15 protein-coding genes are annotated in these 15,090 nt (G+C 68.9%); 9 read left to right on the top strand and 6 right to left on the bottom strand.

Annotation, left to right across the window (positions count from 1 at the left end):
* Positions 1 to 62 precede the first annotated feature (62 nt).
* The 3 genes from DMB42_RS38780 (at position 63) to DMB42_RS38770 (ending at position 3,395) form a co-directional block, all read left to right on the top strand.
* Complete coding sequence (locus DMB42_RS38780; RefSeq protein ID WP_125643713.1) at positions 63 to 878, top strand: 2OG-Fe(II) oxygenase; 816 nt, start codon at positions 63 to 65, stop codon at positions 876 to 878.
* Entirely contained in the window at positions 875 to 1,795 is a 921-nt protein-coding gene (locus DMB42_RS38775) for a right-handed parallel beta-helix repeat-containing protein (protein WP_125643712.1), read from the top strand. Before DMB42_RS38780 ends, DMB42_RS38775 begins: the two co-directional genes overlap by 4 nt.
* Positions 1,796 to 1,958: 163 nt before the next feature.
* Entirely contained in the window at positions 1,959 to 3,395 is a 1,437-nt protein-coding gene (locus tag DMB42_RS38770) for a hypothetical protein (protein WP_125643710.1), read from the top strand.
* Positions 3,396 to 3,398: 3 nt separating this feature from the next.
* On the opposite strand, the gene DMB42_RS38765 is transcribed toward DMB42_RS38770, so the two are convergent.
* The 6 genes from DMB42_RS38765 to DMB42_RS38745 form a co-directional block, all read right to left on the bottom strand.
* Complete coding sequence (locus DMB42_RS38765; RefSeq protein ID WP_125643708.1) at positions 3,399 to 4,055, bottom strand: class I SAM-dependent methyltransferase; 657 nt, start codon at positions 4,053 to 4,055, stop codon at positions 3,399 to 3,401.
* A 60-nt stretch (positions 4,056 to 4,115) separates the two neighbouring features.
* Positions 4,116 to 5,039 (bottom strand): NAD(P)-dependent oxidoreductase, encoded by a 924-nt coding sequence (locus DMB42_RS38760; protein WP_125643706.1) that lies wholly within the window; start codon positions 5,037 to 5,039, stop codon positions 4,116 to 4,118.
* Positions 5,040 to 5,101: 62 nt separating this feature from the next.
* Positions 5,102 to 6,148 (bottom strand): 2-oxoacid:ferredoxin oxidoreductase subunit beta, encoded by a 1,047-nt coding sequence (locus DMB42_RS38755; protein WP_125643704.1) that lies wholly within the window; start codon positions 6,146 to 6,148, stop codon positions 5,102 to 5,104.
* Positions 6,141 to 7,985, bottom strand: coding sequence for a 2-oxoacid:acceptor oxidoreductase subunit alpha (locus DMB42_RS38750; RefSeq protein ID WP_125643702.1), 1,845 nt, complete (start codon positions 7,983 to 7,985; stop codon positions 6,141 to 6,143). Before DMB42_RS38750 ends, DMB42_RS38755 begins: the two co-directional genes overlap by 8 nt.
* Before the next feature lie 121 nt (positions 7,986 to 8,106).
* Positions 8,107 to 8,196, bottom strand: coding sequence for a putative leader peptide (locus tag DMB42_RS56480; RefSeq protein ID WP_311132193.1), 90 nt, complete (start codon positions 8,194 to 8,196; stop codon positions 8,107 to 8,109).
* A 33-nt stretch (positions 8,197 to 8,229) separates the two neighbouring features.
* A complete protein-coding gene (locus tag DMB42_RS38745) occupies positions 8,230 to 9,702 on the bottom strand; it encodes a polysaccharide deacetylase family protein (RefSeq protein WP_125643701.1) in 1,473 nt (490 codons plus the stop codon).
* A gap of 85 nt (positions 9,703 to 9,787) precedes the next feature.
* Between DMB42_RS38745 and DMB42_RS38740 the strand changes: the two genes are divergently transcribed.
* The 6 genes from DMB42_RS38740 to DMB42_RS38715 all read left to right on the top strand — a co-directional run bounded on the left by DMB42_RS38740 (position 9,788) and on the right by DMB42_RS38715 (position 14,632).
* Positions 9,788 to 10,159 carry an NADH-quinone oxidoreductase subunit A gene (locus DMB42_RS38740; protein ID WP_125643699.1) on the top strand — a complete coding sequence of 124 codons (372 nt, stop codon included), beginning with the start codon at positions 9,788 to 9,790 and terminating at the stop codon, positions 10,157 to 10,159.
* 54 nt (positions 10,160 to 10,213) lie between these two features.
* Positions 10,214 to 11,359, top strand: coding sequence for a M48 family metalloprotease (locus tag DMB42_RS38735; protein WP_125643697.1), 1,146 nt, complete (start codon positions 10,214 to 10,216; stop codon positions 11,357 to 11,359).
* Positions 11,360 to 11,607: 248 nt separating this feature from the next.
* Positions 11,608 to 12,123, top strand: a complete 516-nt coding sequence (locus DMB42_RS38730; protein WP_221762560.1) for an NADH-quinone oxidoreductase subunit B — start codon at positions 11,608 to 11,610, stop codon at positions 12,121 to 12,123.
* Entirely contained in the window at positions 12,120 to 12,674 is a 555-nt protein-coding gene (locus DMB42_RS38725) for an NADH-quinone oxidoreductase subunit C (RefSeq protein ID WP_125643694.1), read from the top strand. Before DMB42_RS38730 ends, DMB42_RS38725 begins: the two co-directional genes overlap by 4 nt.
* Positions 12,667 to 13,608, top strand: coding sequence for an NADH-quinone oxidoreductase subunit NuoH (nuoH, locus tag DMB42_RS38720; RefSeq protein WP_125643692.1), 942 nt, complete (start codon positions 12,667 to 12,669; stop codon positions 13,606 to 13,608). Before DMB42_RS38725 ends, nuoH begins: the two co-directional genes overlap by 8 nt.
* 79 nt (positions 13,609 to 13,687) lie before the next feature.
* Positions 13,688 to 14,632, top strand: coding sequence for a hypothetical protein (locus DMB42_RS38715; protein WP_125643690.1), 945 nt, complete (start codon positions 13,688 to 13,690; stop codon positions 14,630 to 14,632).
* Positions 14,633 to 15,090: the final 458 nt, after the last annotated feature.

Raw genomic sequence — 15,090 nt, 5'->3', positions numbered from 1 at the left:
AGGCACTGCTGAGGCGATGAGGAGATAGGGGCCGGGTGTCGTAGAAGACGGAGACACATTCCATGCAGGATCTGCAGGCTTTCACCTTCCGCAGGGACGAGCTGTTCCCCCTGGCGGACAAGTACTCCGAGCAGTTCCGTACGGCCTCACCGTTCCGTCACGTCGTCATCGACGACTTCCTGCCGCCCGAGGTGCTGGAGCCCGTCCTCGACGAGTTCCCCGAGCCGCGCGACGCCACCTGGCAGCGGTTCGACACCGCGCGCGAGGTGAAGCTGGCGCTGGCCGACACCGAACGTATGGGCCCGGCCACCAGGCGCCTGCTGGCCGAGTTCAACGGCGGCGTGTTCGTCGAGTTCCTGGAGCGGCTGACCGGCATCACGCAACTGGTCTCCGACCCGCACTTCGAGGGCGGCGGCCTGCACCAGATCCGGCCGGGCGGCTTCCTCAAGGTGCATGCCGACTTCAACAGGAGCCGCAAGCTCAACCTCGACCGCCGGCTGAACGGCCTGCTCTACCTCAACAAGGACTGGGAGGAGAGCTACGGCGGCCACCTGCAGTTGTGGAACAAGGACATGACCGAGTGCGAGGGCAAGGTCCTGCCGGTCTTCAACCGGTTCGTACTGTTCGCCACGACCGACGACGCCAACCACGGCCATCCTGACCCGCTCACCTGCCCCGAGGACCGGGCACGCCGTTCGATGGCGCTCTACTACTACTCCAACGGCCGGCCCGAGGACGAGGTCACCGACGACCACACCACGCTGTTCAAGCAGCGGCCGGGCGAGGCGTGGAAGAGCAACCTCCGCCAGGTCGCCAAACGCTGGACGCCGCCCGCGCTGGCCGACCTCGTCGGCGGCCGGAGGACCAAGGGCGAGTGAGGTCGTACGCCCGAGGGGGCTGGTGTCTCGTCGCGGGCCTGGTCATGCTGCTGAGCGGCTGCACCGGGTCCCCCGGCAGGCCCGAGGTCACCCGCTCGCCCGCCGTGGCGACGTCCAGGCCGGGCACGCCGCCGCCGGCGAAACCGGCCGAGCGGACCTGGCCCGGGGCGGACAACACGGGCGTCCCGGACGGACTGACCCTGCGCAAGTCGGGGTCGATCGAGGTGACCAAGAACGGCACGGTCATCGACGGCGTCGAGGTGACCGGCTACATCACGGTCGAGGCCGACGACGTCGTCATCCGCAACACCCGCGTACGCGGCGTCAAGGGCTGGTGGGGCATCCTCCAGCGCGAGGGGCACACCGGCCTGACGGTCGAGGACTCCGAGGTCTTCGGCAACGGCAAGGAACGAACCCAGTTCGGCATCCTCAACCAGGGCAAACTGATCACGGTCCGCCGCGTGGACATCCACACGATCTCCAACGGCATCCTGACCCAGCAGGGCCTGATCGAGGACTCGTACGTGCACGACCCCAAGTACTACTCCGGCGACCACACCGACATGATCATGTCCACCGGCCCGCCCGCGCCCGGGACCGAGCTGGTCATCCGGCGCAACACCGCGATCAACACCCTCGACCAGACCGGCGCGATCGCGCTCTTCCAGGACTTCGGCGTGGTGAAGAACGTGACGGTCGAGGGCAACCTGCTGGCCGGCGGCGGCTGGTCGCTGTACGCCGGTGCGGGGGTGAAGGGCAGGTCGTCCGGCATCAAGGTGATCGGGAACGTCTTCAGCCGCCGCGTCTGGTCCAAGGGCGGAGCGGCCGGGCCGGTTTCATATTGGGATAAGGACGGGCCCGGAAATCGCTGGCACGGGAACACCTGGGAAAACGGCGACACGGTAACGCCGGGATAACGACCATTTGTCGGATTTAACGTGATATTTGGGAAACATGAGCCCTGTGTGATTTAGGGGGATAACGAGTTTATTTCGGTAAAAAGCCACACTGTTCCTTCCGGCATGGCTACTCTCTCCCCTTGGGGGACTCGGACTCGGCCACGATCGGAAGGAGTCGCCTGTGTCGCGGCATCGAAGTGGAAAGAGGCGTACCGGCTGGTTATCCCTGGCCGGCGTCTCCGTGGTGGCGGTGCTGGCCGGTGGGTACGGCCTCGTCGTCTCCGACGTACTGGAGCCCCGGGCCGTCCTGACGGACGCGAGCGGGGCGAGGAGCGCGGCATCGCCGCACGCCGCCGCCGGCCAGCGAGCAAGGCCACGTCCCACCACCCACAAGCCCCGGCCCAAGAAGACCCGGAGCCAGGAGCCGTGGTCGTGGCCCAGGCGGCCGACGAGGAAGCCGACCGCGCGCCCGACGCGCCCCACCCACCGGCCGACCTTGACGGCCACCGCGCCCGGGGAGCCCACGGCGACCCCCGGCCGGCCGCCGTCGCACACGCCCAAGCCGACGCTCACGGCCACGAGGACCGCGACCCCGACGCCCACGGCGACCCGCCCGAGCACGCCGCCCAGCGAGCCGCCGACGCCCACGCCCACGCCCACCAGGACGCGGACCAGCACCCCCACGGCGACCCCCAGCGAGCCGCCCACGGCGACCCCCACGGCGACCCCCACGGCGACCCCCACGGCGACGCCCACGAAGACGCCGCCCCGGACACCGACGTCGACGCCCACGAAGACGCCCACGACCTCGCCCACCATCTCGCCCACTTCCGGCCCGCCCTCCGGCGGCTGGCCCGGAGCCGGCAACACCGGCGTCCCCGACGGCACGGACCTGGTCAAGAAGACCGGCTCGATCGTCATCAAGGAGGACGGCAAGGTCATCGACGGCTGGGACGTCACCGGCGACATCACCGTCGAGGCCGACAACGTCACCATCCGCAACACCCGCGTACGCGGCCAGAGCGACTACTGGGGCATCCTCCAGCGCGAGGGCTTCTCCGGCCTGAAGGTCGAGGACAGCGAGATCTTCGGCAACGGCAAGGTCCGCACCCAGTTCGGCATCCTCAACCAGGGCAAACTGATCACGGTCCGCCGCGTGGACATCCACACGATCTCCAACGGCATCCTCACCGACCAGGGCCTGATCGAGGACTCGTACGTGCACGACCCCAAGTACTACTCCGGCGACCACACCGACATGATCATGTCGACCGGCACCGCCGCCCCCGGCACCGAGCTGGTCATCCGGGGCAACACCGTGATCAACACGCTCGACCAGACCGGCGCGATCGCGCTCTTCCAGGACTTCGGCGTCACCAAGAACGTCACCGTCCAGGGCAACTTCCTCGCGGGCGGCGGCTGGTCCCTCTACGCGGGCGCCGGCCGGAAGGGCCTGTCCTCCAACATCAAGGTGATCGACAACGTCTTCAGCCGCAAGGTCTGGCCCAAGGGCGGTTACGCCGGCCCGGTGTCGTACTGGGACGCGAAGGGGCCGGGCAACGTCTGGCGGGGCAACTCCTGGGAGGGTGGCGGCGCCGCCATCATGGGCTCGGACTAGCCGCTAGCTCCGGATCGCGATGACCGACTTCACCAGCCCGGCCAGCCGCTCGAAGCGGATCTGCGACTTCGGGAAGTAGTGCCGCATCTCGGTCACACTCAGCAGCTCGACCTCCATGGCGATCATCCGGGCGGCGTCCCGGTCGGAGGTCGGAGTGTGGACCAGCGGCCAGCGCCGCAGGATCGTCGTCCGCGCGGCGAGCGGCAGGAACTGGAACCCCGGGAACAGGAAGTGCGGTTCGACCGGGAAGTACCGGTAGGGCGTCTGCACCCAGTGGCGCTCGGCCATCTCGTGCACGGTGTCGGCGAAGCGTTGACGGCGCAGGTGGCCGCCGACGTGCTCGATGACGGCGTTGGAGAAGACCAGGTCGTAGCGGCTGGAGCGGATCCCGGGCGGGAGGTCGCAGGCGTCGGCGACGTCGGCCCGCAACCACGCCGGCAGGTCGGCGGGCGGTTGTTCGAGGTTGACGATGTGCACGTGCGCGGGCCTGACCGGCGCGCGCATCCAGGCCCCGGCCGTGCCGCCGAGGTCGAGGACGCTCATCCGGTCGAGGTCGGGGAAACGGCCGGCGAACCATTCCCACCTACGTGCCCGCGCCTTGGCCCCCAGCGAGTCGGGAGCGTCCACGAAACGACTGCGCAGGGCGTTCAGGCGGCTCATAAAGGCGCTCCTTCGGGCCGGAATAAGTAGCCCTATGCTCCCAGAATTTCGCCTGCGCGGCTAAGAGCGCGTTTCTTCGTGACATTCTTGGGATGCATACCAATTGACCGTCCGGCGCAACCCTTCGTCCAATTCCGTGGCAGGGGTCCAGCCGAGCCGGTCGGCCGCCGGGGCGATGTCGCCGACCTGGGTGATGTCGTGCGGGCGGTCGGGCGCGGCGCCGAACTCGGGCCGCGCGCCCGCGCCGGCGATGCGGTAGAGCCGCTCGACGACCTCGTACGCGGCGGTCCGTACGCCGGTGGCGATGTCGAGCGTGTGGCCGACCGCCTTGTCCGTCTGGCCCGCCAGCACGAACGCGTCCACGACGTCGTCCACGTAGATCCAGTCGGCCAGCTTGGCGCCCCTGCTGAGCCGGGGACGTTCGCCCCGCAGGAGACAGAGCGTCACGTACGGCACGAGCTTGGTCACGTCGGGCTGGGCCGGGCCGTAGACCATGCTCGGACGCAACACGGTGACGGGCAGGTCCCAGAGCCGGTGGTAGAGCTGGGCGTAACCGGTGGCGGCCCACTTGGACATCGCGTACGCCGACGACGGCGGCGCGTGGTCGTTGCCCGGCCGCGGCTCCTCGATCGAGCCGGTGAACACGGTGCGGACGTCGTGCTCGCGGGCGGCCGACAACACGTTGACCGCGCCCACGACGTTGCTCTCCAGCGTGGCGCGGACGACCTCGTCCCCCCGCGACCCGGTGACCTCGCCGGCGAGGTGGAACAGCAGCCCGGGGCGTACGGACCGGAACAGCCGCGCGGTGCCGGCGGCGTCGTCGAGGCTGGTCTCGTGCCAGATCTCGCCGTGGCGGGCCTGCTGCGGACGGCGGCTGACCGCGTGCACCTGCGCGCCGAGCGCGCGCAGGCGCGCGACCAGATGGGAGCCGATGAATCCGGCGGCTCCGGTCACCAGCACCACGGTCTCGGGCCAGTACGACATCGTGGAGCGACCTCCGGTGGAAGATGGAGCCGTTCGGGCGACGGCTCCATCTTCTACAGGAACTAGCCGATGCGCCAGGTGTCTCCACCCATGAGCAGCTCGCTCAGGTCGCCGGGGCCCTTCTGCGCCACGGCCTCCTCAAGCTGCCCGGCCATCAGCACATCGTAGGCCGGGCGGTCGACCTGCCGGAAGATGCCGATCGGCACGTGCTCGAAGGCGGGCTCGTCGAGCCTGCTGAGCGCGAAGGCCACCGACGGGTCGGGGTTGTGGGCGTCGTGCACGAGGATCTGGTCCTCGCTCACGGTGTCCCTGGCGACCACCTCGATGCCGCCGCCGGCGGCGCGCACGACGGCCTTGGAGTTGCTCACGATCGGCTGACCGTGCTCAAGGCGCACCGTGATGTCGTCGCGGACCTCGGGGTCCTTGAGCTGCTCGAAGGCGTTGTCGTTGAAGATGTTGCAGTTCTGGTAGATCTCCACCAGGGACGTGCCCCGGTGGGCGGTGGCCTCGCGCAACACCGACTGCAGGTGCTTGCGGTCGGAGTCGATCGTCCGGGCCACGAACGACGCCTCGGCGCCGATGGCCAGCGAGATCGGGTTGAACGGCTTGTCCAGCGAGCCCATCGGCGTCGACTTGGTGATCTTGCCGACCTCGGAGGTCGGCGAGTACTGGCCCTTGGTCAGACCGTAGATCCTGTTGTTGAACAGCAGGATGTTCAGGTTGACGTTGCGGCGCAGCGCGTGGATCAGGTGGTTGCCGCCGATCGACAGCGCGTCGCCGTCACCGGTGATCACCCACACCGACAGGTCGGGCCGGGAGGCGGCCAGGCCGGTCGCGATCGCGGGCGCGCGGCCGTGGATCGAGTGGAAGCCGTAGGTGTTGAGGTAGTACGGGAACCGCGAGGAGCAGCCGATGCCGGAGACGAACACGATGTTCTCGCGTCGCAGCCCCAGCTCCGGCAGGAAGCTCTGCACCGCGGCCAGGATCGCGTAGTCGCCGCAACCCGGGCACCAGCGCACCTCCTGGTCGGACTTGAAGTCCTTCAGCCCCTGCTTGACGTCCGTCTTGGGAACCAGGCTCAGGCCCTTCCCGTTCACCAGCTCAGTCACTGTCGATCACGTCCTGAATGACTCCGGCCAGCTCCTCGGCCTTGAACGGGAGCCCGCGCACGCGGTTGTAGCTGATCACGTCGACGAGGTAGCGGGCCCGCAGCAGCAGCGCGAGCTGACCGAGGTTGATCTCGGGCAGCAGCACCTTGTCGTAGCTCTTGAGCACCTCGCCGGTGTTGGCGGGCAGCGGGTTGAGGTGGCGCAGGTGGGCCTGGGCGACCTTGCCGCCGCCGCGCCTGATGCGCCGTACGGCCGCCGCGATCGGCCCGTACGTCGAGCCCCAGCCGATGACCAGCACCTTGGCGTCGCCGTCGGGGTCGTCGACCTCGAGGTCGGGCACGTCGATCCCGGCGATCTTGGCGGCCCGGGTGCGGACCATCAGGTCGTGGTTGTCCGGGTCGTAGGAGATGTTGCCGGTGCCGTCGGCCTTCTCGATGCCGCCGATGCGGTGTTCGAGGCCGGCCGTGCCGGGGATGGCCCAGGGGCGGGCCAGCGTCTCGGTGTCCCGCTTGAAGGGCAGGAACTCGCCGTTCTCGCCGTTGGGCTCGGTCGTGAATTCCTGCGAAATGTCGGGCAAGTCGGAAACTTCGGGCAGGCGCCACGGCTCCGAGCCGTTGGCCAGGTAGCCGTCCGAGAGCAACATGACCGGGGTGCGGTACTTGACCGCGATCCGCGCCGCCTCGACGGCCGCGTCGAAGCAGTCGCTCGGCGACAGCGGCGCGACGATCGGCACCGGCGACTCGCCGTTGCGGCCGAACATGGCCATCAGCAGGTCGGTCTGCTCGGTCTTGGTCGGCATGCCCGTGCTGGGACCGGCGCGCTGGACGTCAACGATGATCAACGGCAGCTCGGTGGTGACCGCGAGGCCGACCGTCTCGGCCTTCAGCGCCACGCCGGGGCCCGAGGTGGTGGTCACGCCCAGCGCCCCGCCGAACGCGGCCCCCAGCGCCGCGCCGACGCCCGCGATCTCGTCCTCCGCCTGGAAGGTGCGGATGCCGAACCGCTTGTGCTTGGACAACTCGTGCAGGATGTCGCTGGCCGGCGTGATCGGGTACGAGCCCAGGAACAGCGGCAGCTTCGACTGCACGCTGGCCGCGATCAGCCCGTAGGCGAGGGCCTGGTTCCCGGAGATGTTGCGATAGACGCCGGGAGCCAGCCTGGCCGGCTTGACCTCGTAGGAGACCGAGAACGACTCGGTCGTCTCACCGTAGTTCCAGCCCGCCTGGAAGGCCGCGATGTTCGCCTTGGCGATGTCGGGCTTCTTGGCGAACTTCTGCTCCAGGAACGACACCGTCTGCTCGGTCGGCCGGTGGTAGAGCCACGACAGCAGGCCGAGGGCGAACATGTTCTTGGCGCGCTCGGCGTCCTTCTTGGAGATCTCGAAGCCTTCGAGCGCCTTGACCGTCAGCGAGGTCAGCGGCACCGCGTGCACGCGCCACTCACTGAGGGAGTCGTCCTCCAGCGGGCTGGCCGTGTAGCCGACCTTCTGCAGGTTGCGCTTGGTGAACTCGTCGATGTTGGCGATGATGTCGGCACCCCGCGGCAGGTCGCCGAGGTTGGCCTTCAGAGCCGCCGGGTTCATGGCCACGAGCACGTTGGGCGCGTCGCCGGGCGTCAGGATGTCGTGATCGGCGAAGTGGAGCTGGAAGCTCGACACACCGGGCAGGGTTCCTGCGGGCGCGCGGATCTCGGCGGGGAAGTTGGGGAGCGTCGACAGGTCGTTGCCGAACTCCGCCGTTCCCGCGGTGAAGCGGTCGCCGGTGAGCTGCATGCCGTCGCCGGAGTCTCCGGCGAACCTGATGATCACGCGGTCGAGTTGCTGGACCTGCTTCGTCACAGCTCAGTCCTCCTCGACGCGCCAAGGCGCGGTTGCTTTGGGCGCGTTCTCTGTTTCCATGCTAGATCCTCGGAAGGTCACGCGTTTGCCAGCCCGACAAAGCGGGTAACGCGGTCGGAAGTCAGGGTGAGGTGGGAGAACGACGACACAGCCCTGACGCGAGCCTGCAGAGGTCTACATGCAGGCGTGCGAAGAGGACGGTTCGGGTCACGAGCGCCAACTATACGTCCCCCCAACACGTGTGCTACGTCAGGGGTTGCTTACGCGACTGCGGGCTCCCCGACTCGTACAGGCGTCCGGCGCGCATGTCTGCTGAGCCGTACAACTCTGGAACGGTCACGAAGGTGTAACCCTTCCCGCGGAGTTCTCGCAGGATGCTCGGTATCGCGTCGATCGTCGCGCGGTTGGTGTCGTGCAGCAGGACGATGGCGCCGGGATGGGCCTTCTCCAGCACGCGGTCGGCGATCTCCGACGACTTGGCGCCGGGTTCGTCCCTGCTGTTGACGTCCCAGCCGACCAGGGACAGGTCCAGGTCGCGGGCGACGTCGCGGACGTCCTTGCTGATCGCCCCGTAGGGCGGGCGGACGAGCGTGGGCTCCTGCCCGATCGCCGCCCTGACGGCGTCCTCGGTACGCCCGAAGGAGTCGGCGATCTTGCTGGTCGGCTGCTTCGACAGGTCCCGGTGGGACCAGGAGTGGTTGCCGACCAGGTGGCCCTCCGCGCTCATCCTGCGCAGCAGGCCCGGCTGCGCGATGGCGTTCGTCCCGATCGTGAAGAACGTGGCCCGCGCCTTCTCCGCGGCCAGCAGGTCGAGCAGCTGCCCGGTCTGCGGGCCCGGCCCGTCGTCGAACGTCAGCGCCACGCACTTGGTCCTCGCGCAGTTCACGCTGCCCGCCCGGTTGCTGGACGCCTCCGGGCTGGTCGTGGGGGTCGTCTCCGGCCCGGCCGGAGGGGCGTTGCGGGCGGCCTCCCGTACGCTCTCCTGCGCCCGCCGTCCCAGCTCGGACAGCAGCGGCGCCACCCGCCCCGCCTGGACGGCCACGGCCACCCGGCCGAGCGAGCACGGCCCGACCTGGCAGTCGTCGAACTCGACCACCAGGTCACCGCTCCGATTGAAGGCCATGGAGTCGAACTGGTCGGCCTCGGCCCGTACGCCGGCCCGCTCGATCTGCGGCCCGCGCCCCTTGAGCTGCTCCTTGACCAGCACCGCGAGCCGATCCAGCGACTGCTGCCCGCCGAGCAGCGCCATGGACCCGGCCGCCTTGCCGGTACGCGGGTCGAACCAGAAGGTACGGGTGGAGTTGCCCCAGCTCGCGCCCAGGAACTCGCCGGTACGCAGCCGTACCCCGACGGCCTGCGGGGAACGGGCGGCGAGCTGCCAGTCCACGTTCAGCTCGGAACGCGGGTAGTCGCCGTTGACGCTCTTGGCGGCGCGGAAGGCGTGCAGCTGCCGCTCGGCCTCCGCGCGCAGGGCGTGGTTCAGGCCCGGCGCGTCGGTCAGTTCGGGGTAGCTGATGTGCACGTATCTGCTGTGGTCGTCCTCGTTGGTGAGGGTCGCGGTGGACAGGCCGACGACTGTCGCGGGGTCGACGAAGTCGATCGCTGTCGGCTCTGCCGGGACCAGCACGTCCCGCTCGGGGGAGGCGGAGGCCAGCCCGCAGCCTCCGGCCGAGAGGGCCAGCAGAGCGATTCCGGCGAAGAATCGCGTTTGGTGCATGTCTGTCAGGGTATGTGGGGGATCTTACCTTTTGCCCCGTCTTGGGGGTATGGGGTCAGAGGTTTGACTGGGTTACGATCACGTCATGGAGGACTACTACGGGTCCTACGTGCTGGTCGCCGTGCTGTTCGGGATCGGTGTCGCCATCGTGGCCGGGGCTCTCACGATCAACCGGCTCCTGCGGCCCACCAGGCCGACCGCGGAGAAACTGACGACGTACGAATGCGGCGTCGACCCGGTCGGCGACGGCTGGGCGCAGTCCCAGGTCCGCTACTACGTCTTCACCTACCTCTACGTCGTCTTCGCCGTCGACGCCGTCTTCCTCTTCCCTTGGGCCACCGTCTTCGACGCGCCCGGCTACGGGGTCACGACACTGGTCGAGATGTTCGTGTTCCTCGGCTTCATCGCCCTCGGCATCCTGTACGCCTGGCGCAAACGCGTCCTGTCCTGGACGTAGATCGTTACCACCGCGTGCTGGCCGCGGCCCGCGCCACTCGGCAGGTTGTGAGCCGTGCCGAACACCGTGAAGAGCCGACGGGCGCGACGGCACACGGCCGCCGTCCAGGGCCTGCACCGCGACGTGATCACAGCCGCCCGCGAGAACGCCAGCACCGACAAGGGCGGCTCCGGCGGACTCGCGCGGACGGCCGGTTACGCGCTCGCCGCTGTGGTCCACCTGCTCCCGTTCGCCTTCCTGGCTCTCGGCGGCTATCTGGTTACCAGGTTCACCGTCCTCAGCGTCCCGATCGGGGCGATCGTGCTCGACCTCGCCTGGCTGCTGCGTCCCCGTCCCGTACGCGTCCCCGGGGGAGCCGAGACCCTCACACGGCAGAACGCGCCGCGCCTGTTCGAGCTGATCGACCGGATCGGCGCCGAGGTCGGCGCGCGCCGCACCGACCTCGTCGTTCTCGGCGGCGACGTGAACGCCTCGTTCACCGCGTACGGCTGGCGCAGGCGCCCCTTGATCGAGATCGGCTACCCCCTTTGGCTGATCCTGACCCCGGCCGAACGCGTGTCGGTGCTCGCCCACGAGATGGCGCACTCGCGCAACGGCGACGCCCGACATGGGTTCGCCGTCGGCGGGGCGCTGTATTCGCTGGGTGAGTTGCGGGAGGTGACCCGGTTCGGCTGGCAGCCGGGCGACGGGTTGTCGACGCTGGCTGCCGAGAGCCTGCTCGTGATCGTCGGGCTGCCCGTCAGGGGGCTCATCTTCGTCCTGGAGCTGCTGATGTACCGGTCGTCGCAGCGGGCCGAGTACCGCGCCGACGCGATCGCGGCCCGCGTAGGCGGGACCGAGGCGGCCATCTCCGCACTAGGCGCCACGACCACGAAGGGCGTACGCGCCGCCCGGTTCCTGAGCACGCAGACCCTCGCAGTGGGACGGCAGGACCTGTGGGCGGAGTTGCGGGCACGTGTCTCGGGCATCTCGGAGGCCGAGATCGACGAGTTGCGAGAGGAGGCAAGGCAGGAGGAACTGCGGGTCGACAGGACGCATCCGCCGACGTACCTGAGGTGTGAACACCTGGAGGCGCTGCCGTACACGGAGGCGCGGGTGCGGGCGGAGGCGATGGAGGAGATCGAGGAGGAGCTGGCGCGCCCGGCGGACCGCGTGGCCCACGGTCTCCGCGAACACGCCCAATCAGCCCTGTACTACTGACCCGCTTCCTCTTTACGGCGGTTTTGCTGCGGTCACGCGCTCGCCGAGCACGGTCGCCTCCGGCGCGGCCGCGCTTGTCGCGGCTGGTTGGTCTCCTGTGGTCGCGCCGTTCCGGCGGTTGCTTTCGTGTGGTCGTGCTGTCGCTACCGGTCGTCTTCGTGTGGTCCTGTGCCGTCGGCTTGGGTGTGTCCTTTGCCTGACCTGCGATTCGCGCAAGAATGGGCGACATGGCAGCAACGGATCTCCCGATGCCCACCGTCGGACCTGTCTCCAGGCTCGCGCCCAAACCGATGCGCTTCGTGCTCAACTGGGGGCGGCGCTACTCGCTGTGGGTGTTCAACTTCGGGCTGGCCTGTTGCGCCATCGAATTCATCGCGACCTCCATGAGCAGGCACGACTTCATCCGGTTCGGGGTGATCCCGTTCGCCAACGGCCCCCGTCAGGCCGACCTGATGATCGTCTCCGGCACGGTCACCGACAAGATGGCCCCGGCCGTGAAACGCCTCTACGAGCAGATGCCCGACCCCAAGTACGTGATCTCGTTCGGCGCCTGCTCCAACACCGGCGGCCCCTACTGGGACTCCTACTGCGTGACCAACGGCGTCGACCAGATCATCCCCGTCGACGTCTACGTGCCCGGCTGCCCGCCCCGGCCCGAGGCCCTGCTCTACGGAATCATGAAGCTCCAGGAGAAGATCGCGGGGGAGAAGCTCAGCGACCGCTACGTCTGGTCCCGTTCCCACGGCTCGGAGGACGAGACGTGACCGCCCCCGTCACCGCCGAGATCACCGCCCGCTTCGGCGACCGCGCCGGCATCAGCGAGTCGTACGGCGAGACCACGATCGACGTCGCCCCCGCCGACTGGATCGAACTGCTCACCTTCGCCCGCGACGACCTCGGCCACGCCTTCTTCGACTGGCTCACCGGCGTCGACGAGCCGCCCGACGACTTCGTCGTCGTCGCCCACGTCTACGACCCGGAGACACGCGCGCGGCTGCTGCTGCGCACCCGCGTGCCGCGCGCCGACCCGCGCCTGCCCTCCGCCGTCGGCGTCTACCGCGGGGCCAACTGGTACGAACGCGAGACGTACGAGATGTTCGGGGTGATCTTCGAGGAGCATCCGTACCTGGTGCCGCTGCTCCTGCCCGACGGGTTCGAGGGTCATCCGCTGCGCAAGGACTTCGTGCTCGCCGCCCGCGTGGCCAAGCCCTGGCCGGGCGCCAAGGAGCCGGGCGAGTCCGGGCACGGCGCCCCGAGCCGCCGCAAGACGCTTCCGCCCGGAGTACCGGCCGATTGGGGTCCGCCTGATGCTTGAAGTGGTGCTGAGCTTCGTCGTCATCCTCGTCGTGTTCCTGGTGCTGCCGCTGATCATCGGCCAGACCGAGCACAAGGTCATGGCCCACATGCAGTCGCGGCTCGGCCCCATGTACGCGGGCGGTTTCCACGGCTGGGCGCAGCTCATCGCCGACGGGGTGAAGTTCATGCAGAAGGAGGACGTCATCCCGGCCGCGGCCGACCGCCGCATCTTCATGATCGCGCCGGGGGTGGCACTCGTCCCCTACCTGATCGTACTGATCGTCATCCCGCTCGACCGCGACCTGGTCGCCGTCGATCTCGATCTCGGGCTGTTCTTCGTACTCGCTGTCATGGGCGTCGGCGTGCTCGGGGCGATCATGGCGGGCTGGGCGTCGGCCAACAAGTATTCGATGCTCGGCGCGATGCGCGCCGCGGCCCAGCTCATGTCGTACGAGCTGCCGCTGGTGCTGGCGGCCTCGTCCGTGGCGATGGCGGCGGGCACGTTGTCGCTGCCCGGCATCGTCGAGGCGTGGCAGTGGTGGTGGCTGCCCTGGCAGGCGATCGGCGGCGTGGTGTTCTTCGTCGCCGGGCTGGCCGAGCTGCGCCGTCCGCCGTTCGACATGCCGATCGCCGAGTCCGAGATCATCATGGGCCCGATGACCGAGTACACCGGCATGCGTTTCGCCCTGTTCATGCTCTCCGAGTACGTCGGGATCGTCGTCCTGTCCTTCCTGACCACCGTGCTCTTCCTGGGCGGCTGGCACGGCCCGTTGCTGCCCGGCTGGATCTGGACCCTGGTCAAGGTGTTCGTGCTGGCGTTCGTGGTGATCTGGTTGCGGGTCACGTACCCGCGGCTGCGCGAGGACCAGCTCCAGAAGCTCGCCTGGGCGGGTCTGGTCCCGCTGGCGCTCGTGCAGCTCGCGCTCACCGGAGTGGTGAAGGTCCTCATCTGAGTATTCGCGGCGGCGGAAACTTTATTACGTCCTTATCCGTCGTACCCGGCAAGGGGGCTCCGGATGAGGGAGATCACTTGTGAACGCGCAAATCCTTCCCGTCGCCGGCGCGATGAAAGGCACCCGCTGCCCGAAAACCAGACTGACCTCCGACGGCCACACTCTGACCGTCACCGACAATGCCGGCGGCCGTTCGGCATCCCTGTCGCCCGCTTCGCTCTACCGCTACGACTATTCCGTCGACGGCTCAGGAAAGAGGTCGCGTACCTTGACGGGCGTCGCGGCCCTCGACCCCGACGGCCTGGTCATGCTGGACCTCCCAGGTGACTGGCACCCACCCCACCTGCGGAACTTCTCCGCCAAAGCCGGCATCCCCCTCGTGGACGGCCGGAACGACAGCTCGGCGCGGGCCCGCCGGATCCTCGCCGCCCGCGGGTCCGGCTGGCAGCGTTTCCGCGGAATCCCGGTGCCCCGGACCACCAAATGGAACAAGGCGCTCAGCGTGTGCGCGGGAATCGCCGGGCTGGGATTGATGGTGTATCTGGGCACCATCGGAATGTGGGGGGCCTGGCGCAGTGTCTCGTCCTTAGGTCGTTTCCTGCTGGAGATGATCGAGGCCAAATGGCTGATGGTGGTGTTCAGTCCCGCATTGCTGATCACGCGGCCGTTGTTGACCGGGATGCATCGGTGGCAGGCCGGGCGCGGGGCGATCGTGGGGCCGCCCGGGGGGCCGTACCTGCGGATGAAATCCTCGCGGAGGTTGTCGGTGTACCGCAGGACCGGAGTGATCGCCGAGGTTCCCGTCGAGCCGGGCACCTCCGTCCTCCTGTACCGCTACGACGACCTGTCCGGCATCTTCGTCCTCGACCCGGCAGGCGCCCCCCTGCTCCACCTCCCCGGCCACTGGCCCCCGGCGGCCCTCCACCGCTTCACCGAACGCAACGGGCTGAGCCTGGCGATACACCGAATCCCCCGAAACGAATACACCACCCTCGCCACCCACTGCCCCCAAGCAATCCCCTGACCCCCTCCTCCACGAACCCGCCCGGGCCAGGCACCCGCCTTGATCAGCCCCCCGCCGAGTCGGAAACCGCCAGGCAGACCACCCACACCGCGCCGAACACCCGCCGAGCCAGCCGCCCGGCTCAGCGGGACATCCAGCTCGATATGACGCCCGCGTGGGCTGGACGCCCGCGTGGGCTGGACGCCCGCGTGGGCTGGGCCTCGCTCTGTCCGAGCCGGTGGCCTCAGCGGCACGTCCGCGCCCGCCTGCGCCCTCACCCGACCTCCAGCGGGCCGGCAGTCGCGTCCGCCAGCCCCGCGCCGGCTCCAGCCCGTACGGCGCGTTCCGGCGGCTAGTGAGCCGGCTTTGAGATTCGGTCGCAGTAGCGACAGATACGGTCGATGATCTGGTCGGCGGTCTTGGTCCAGCGGAACGGCTTGGCGTTGTCGTTCCAGAGCTCGATCCATTCCTCCAGCGTG

The sequence above is a fragment of the Nonomuraea sp. WAC 01424 genome (genome assembly GCF_003947315.1).
Lineage (GTDB): Bacteria > Actinomycetota > Actinomycetes > Streptosporangiales > Streptosporangiaceae > Nonomuraea > Nonomuraea spiralis.
The sequence above is the reverse complement of the archived record's forward strand: the minus strand, read 5'-3'. Positions and strand labels throughout refer to the sequence as shown.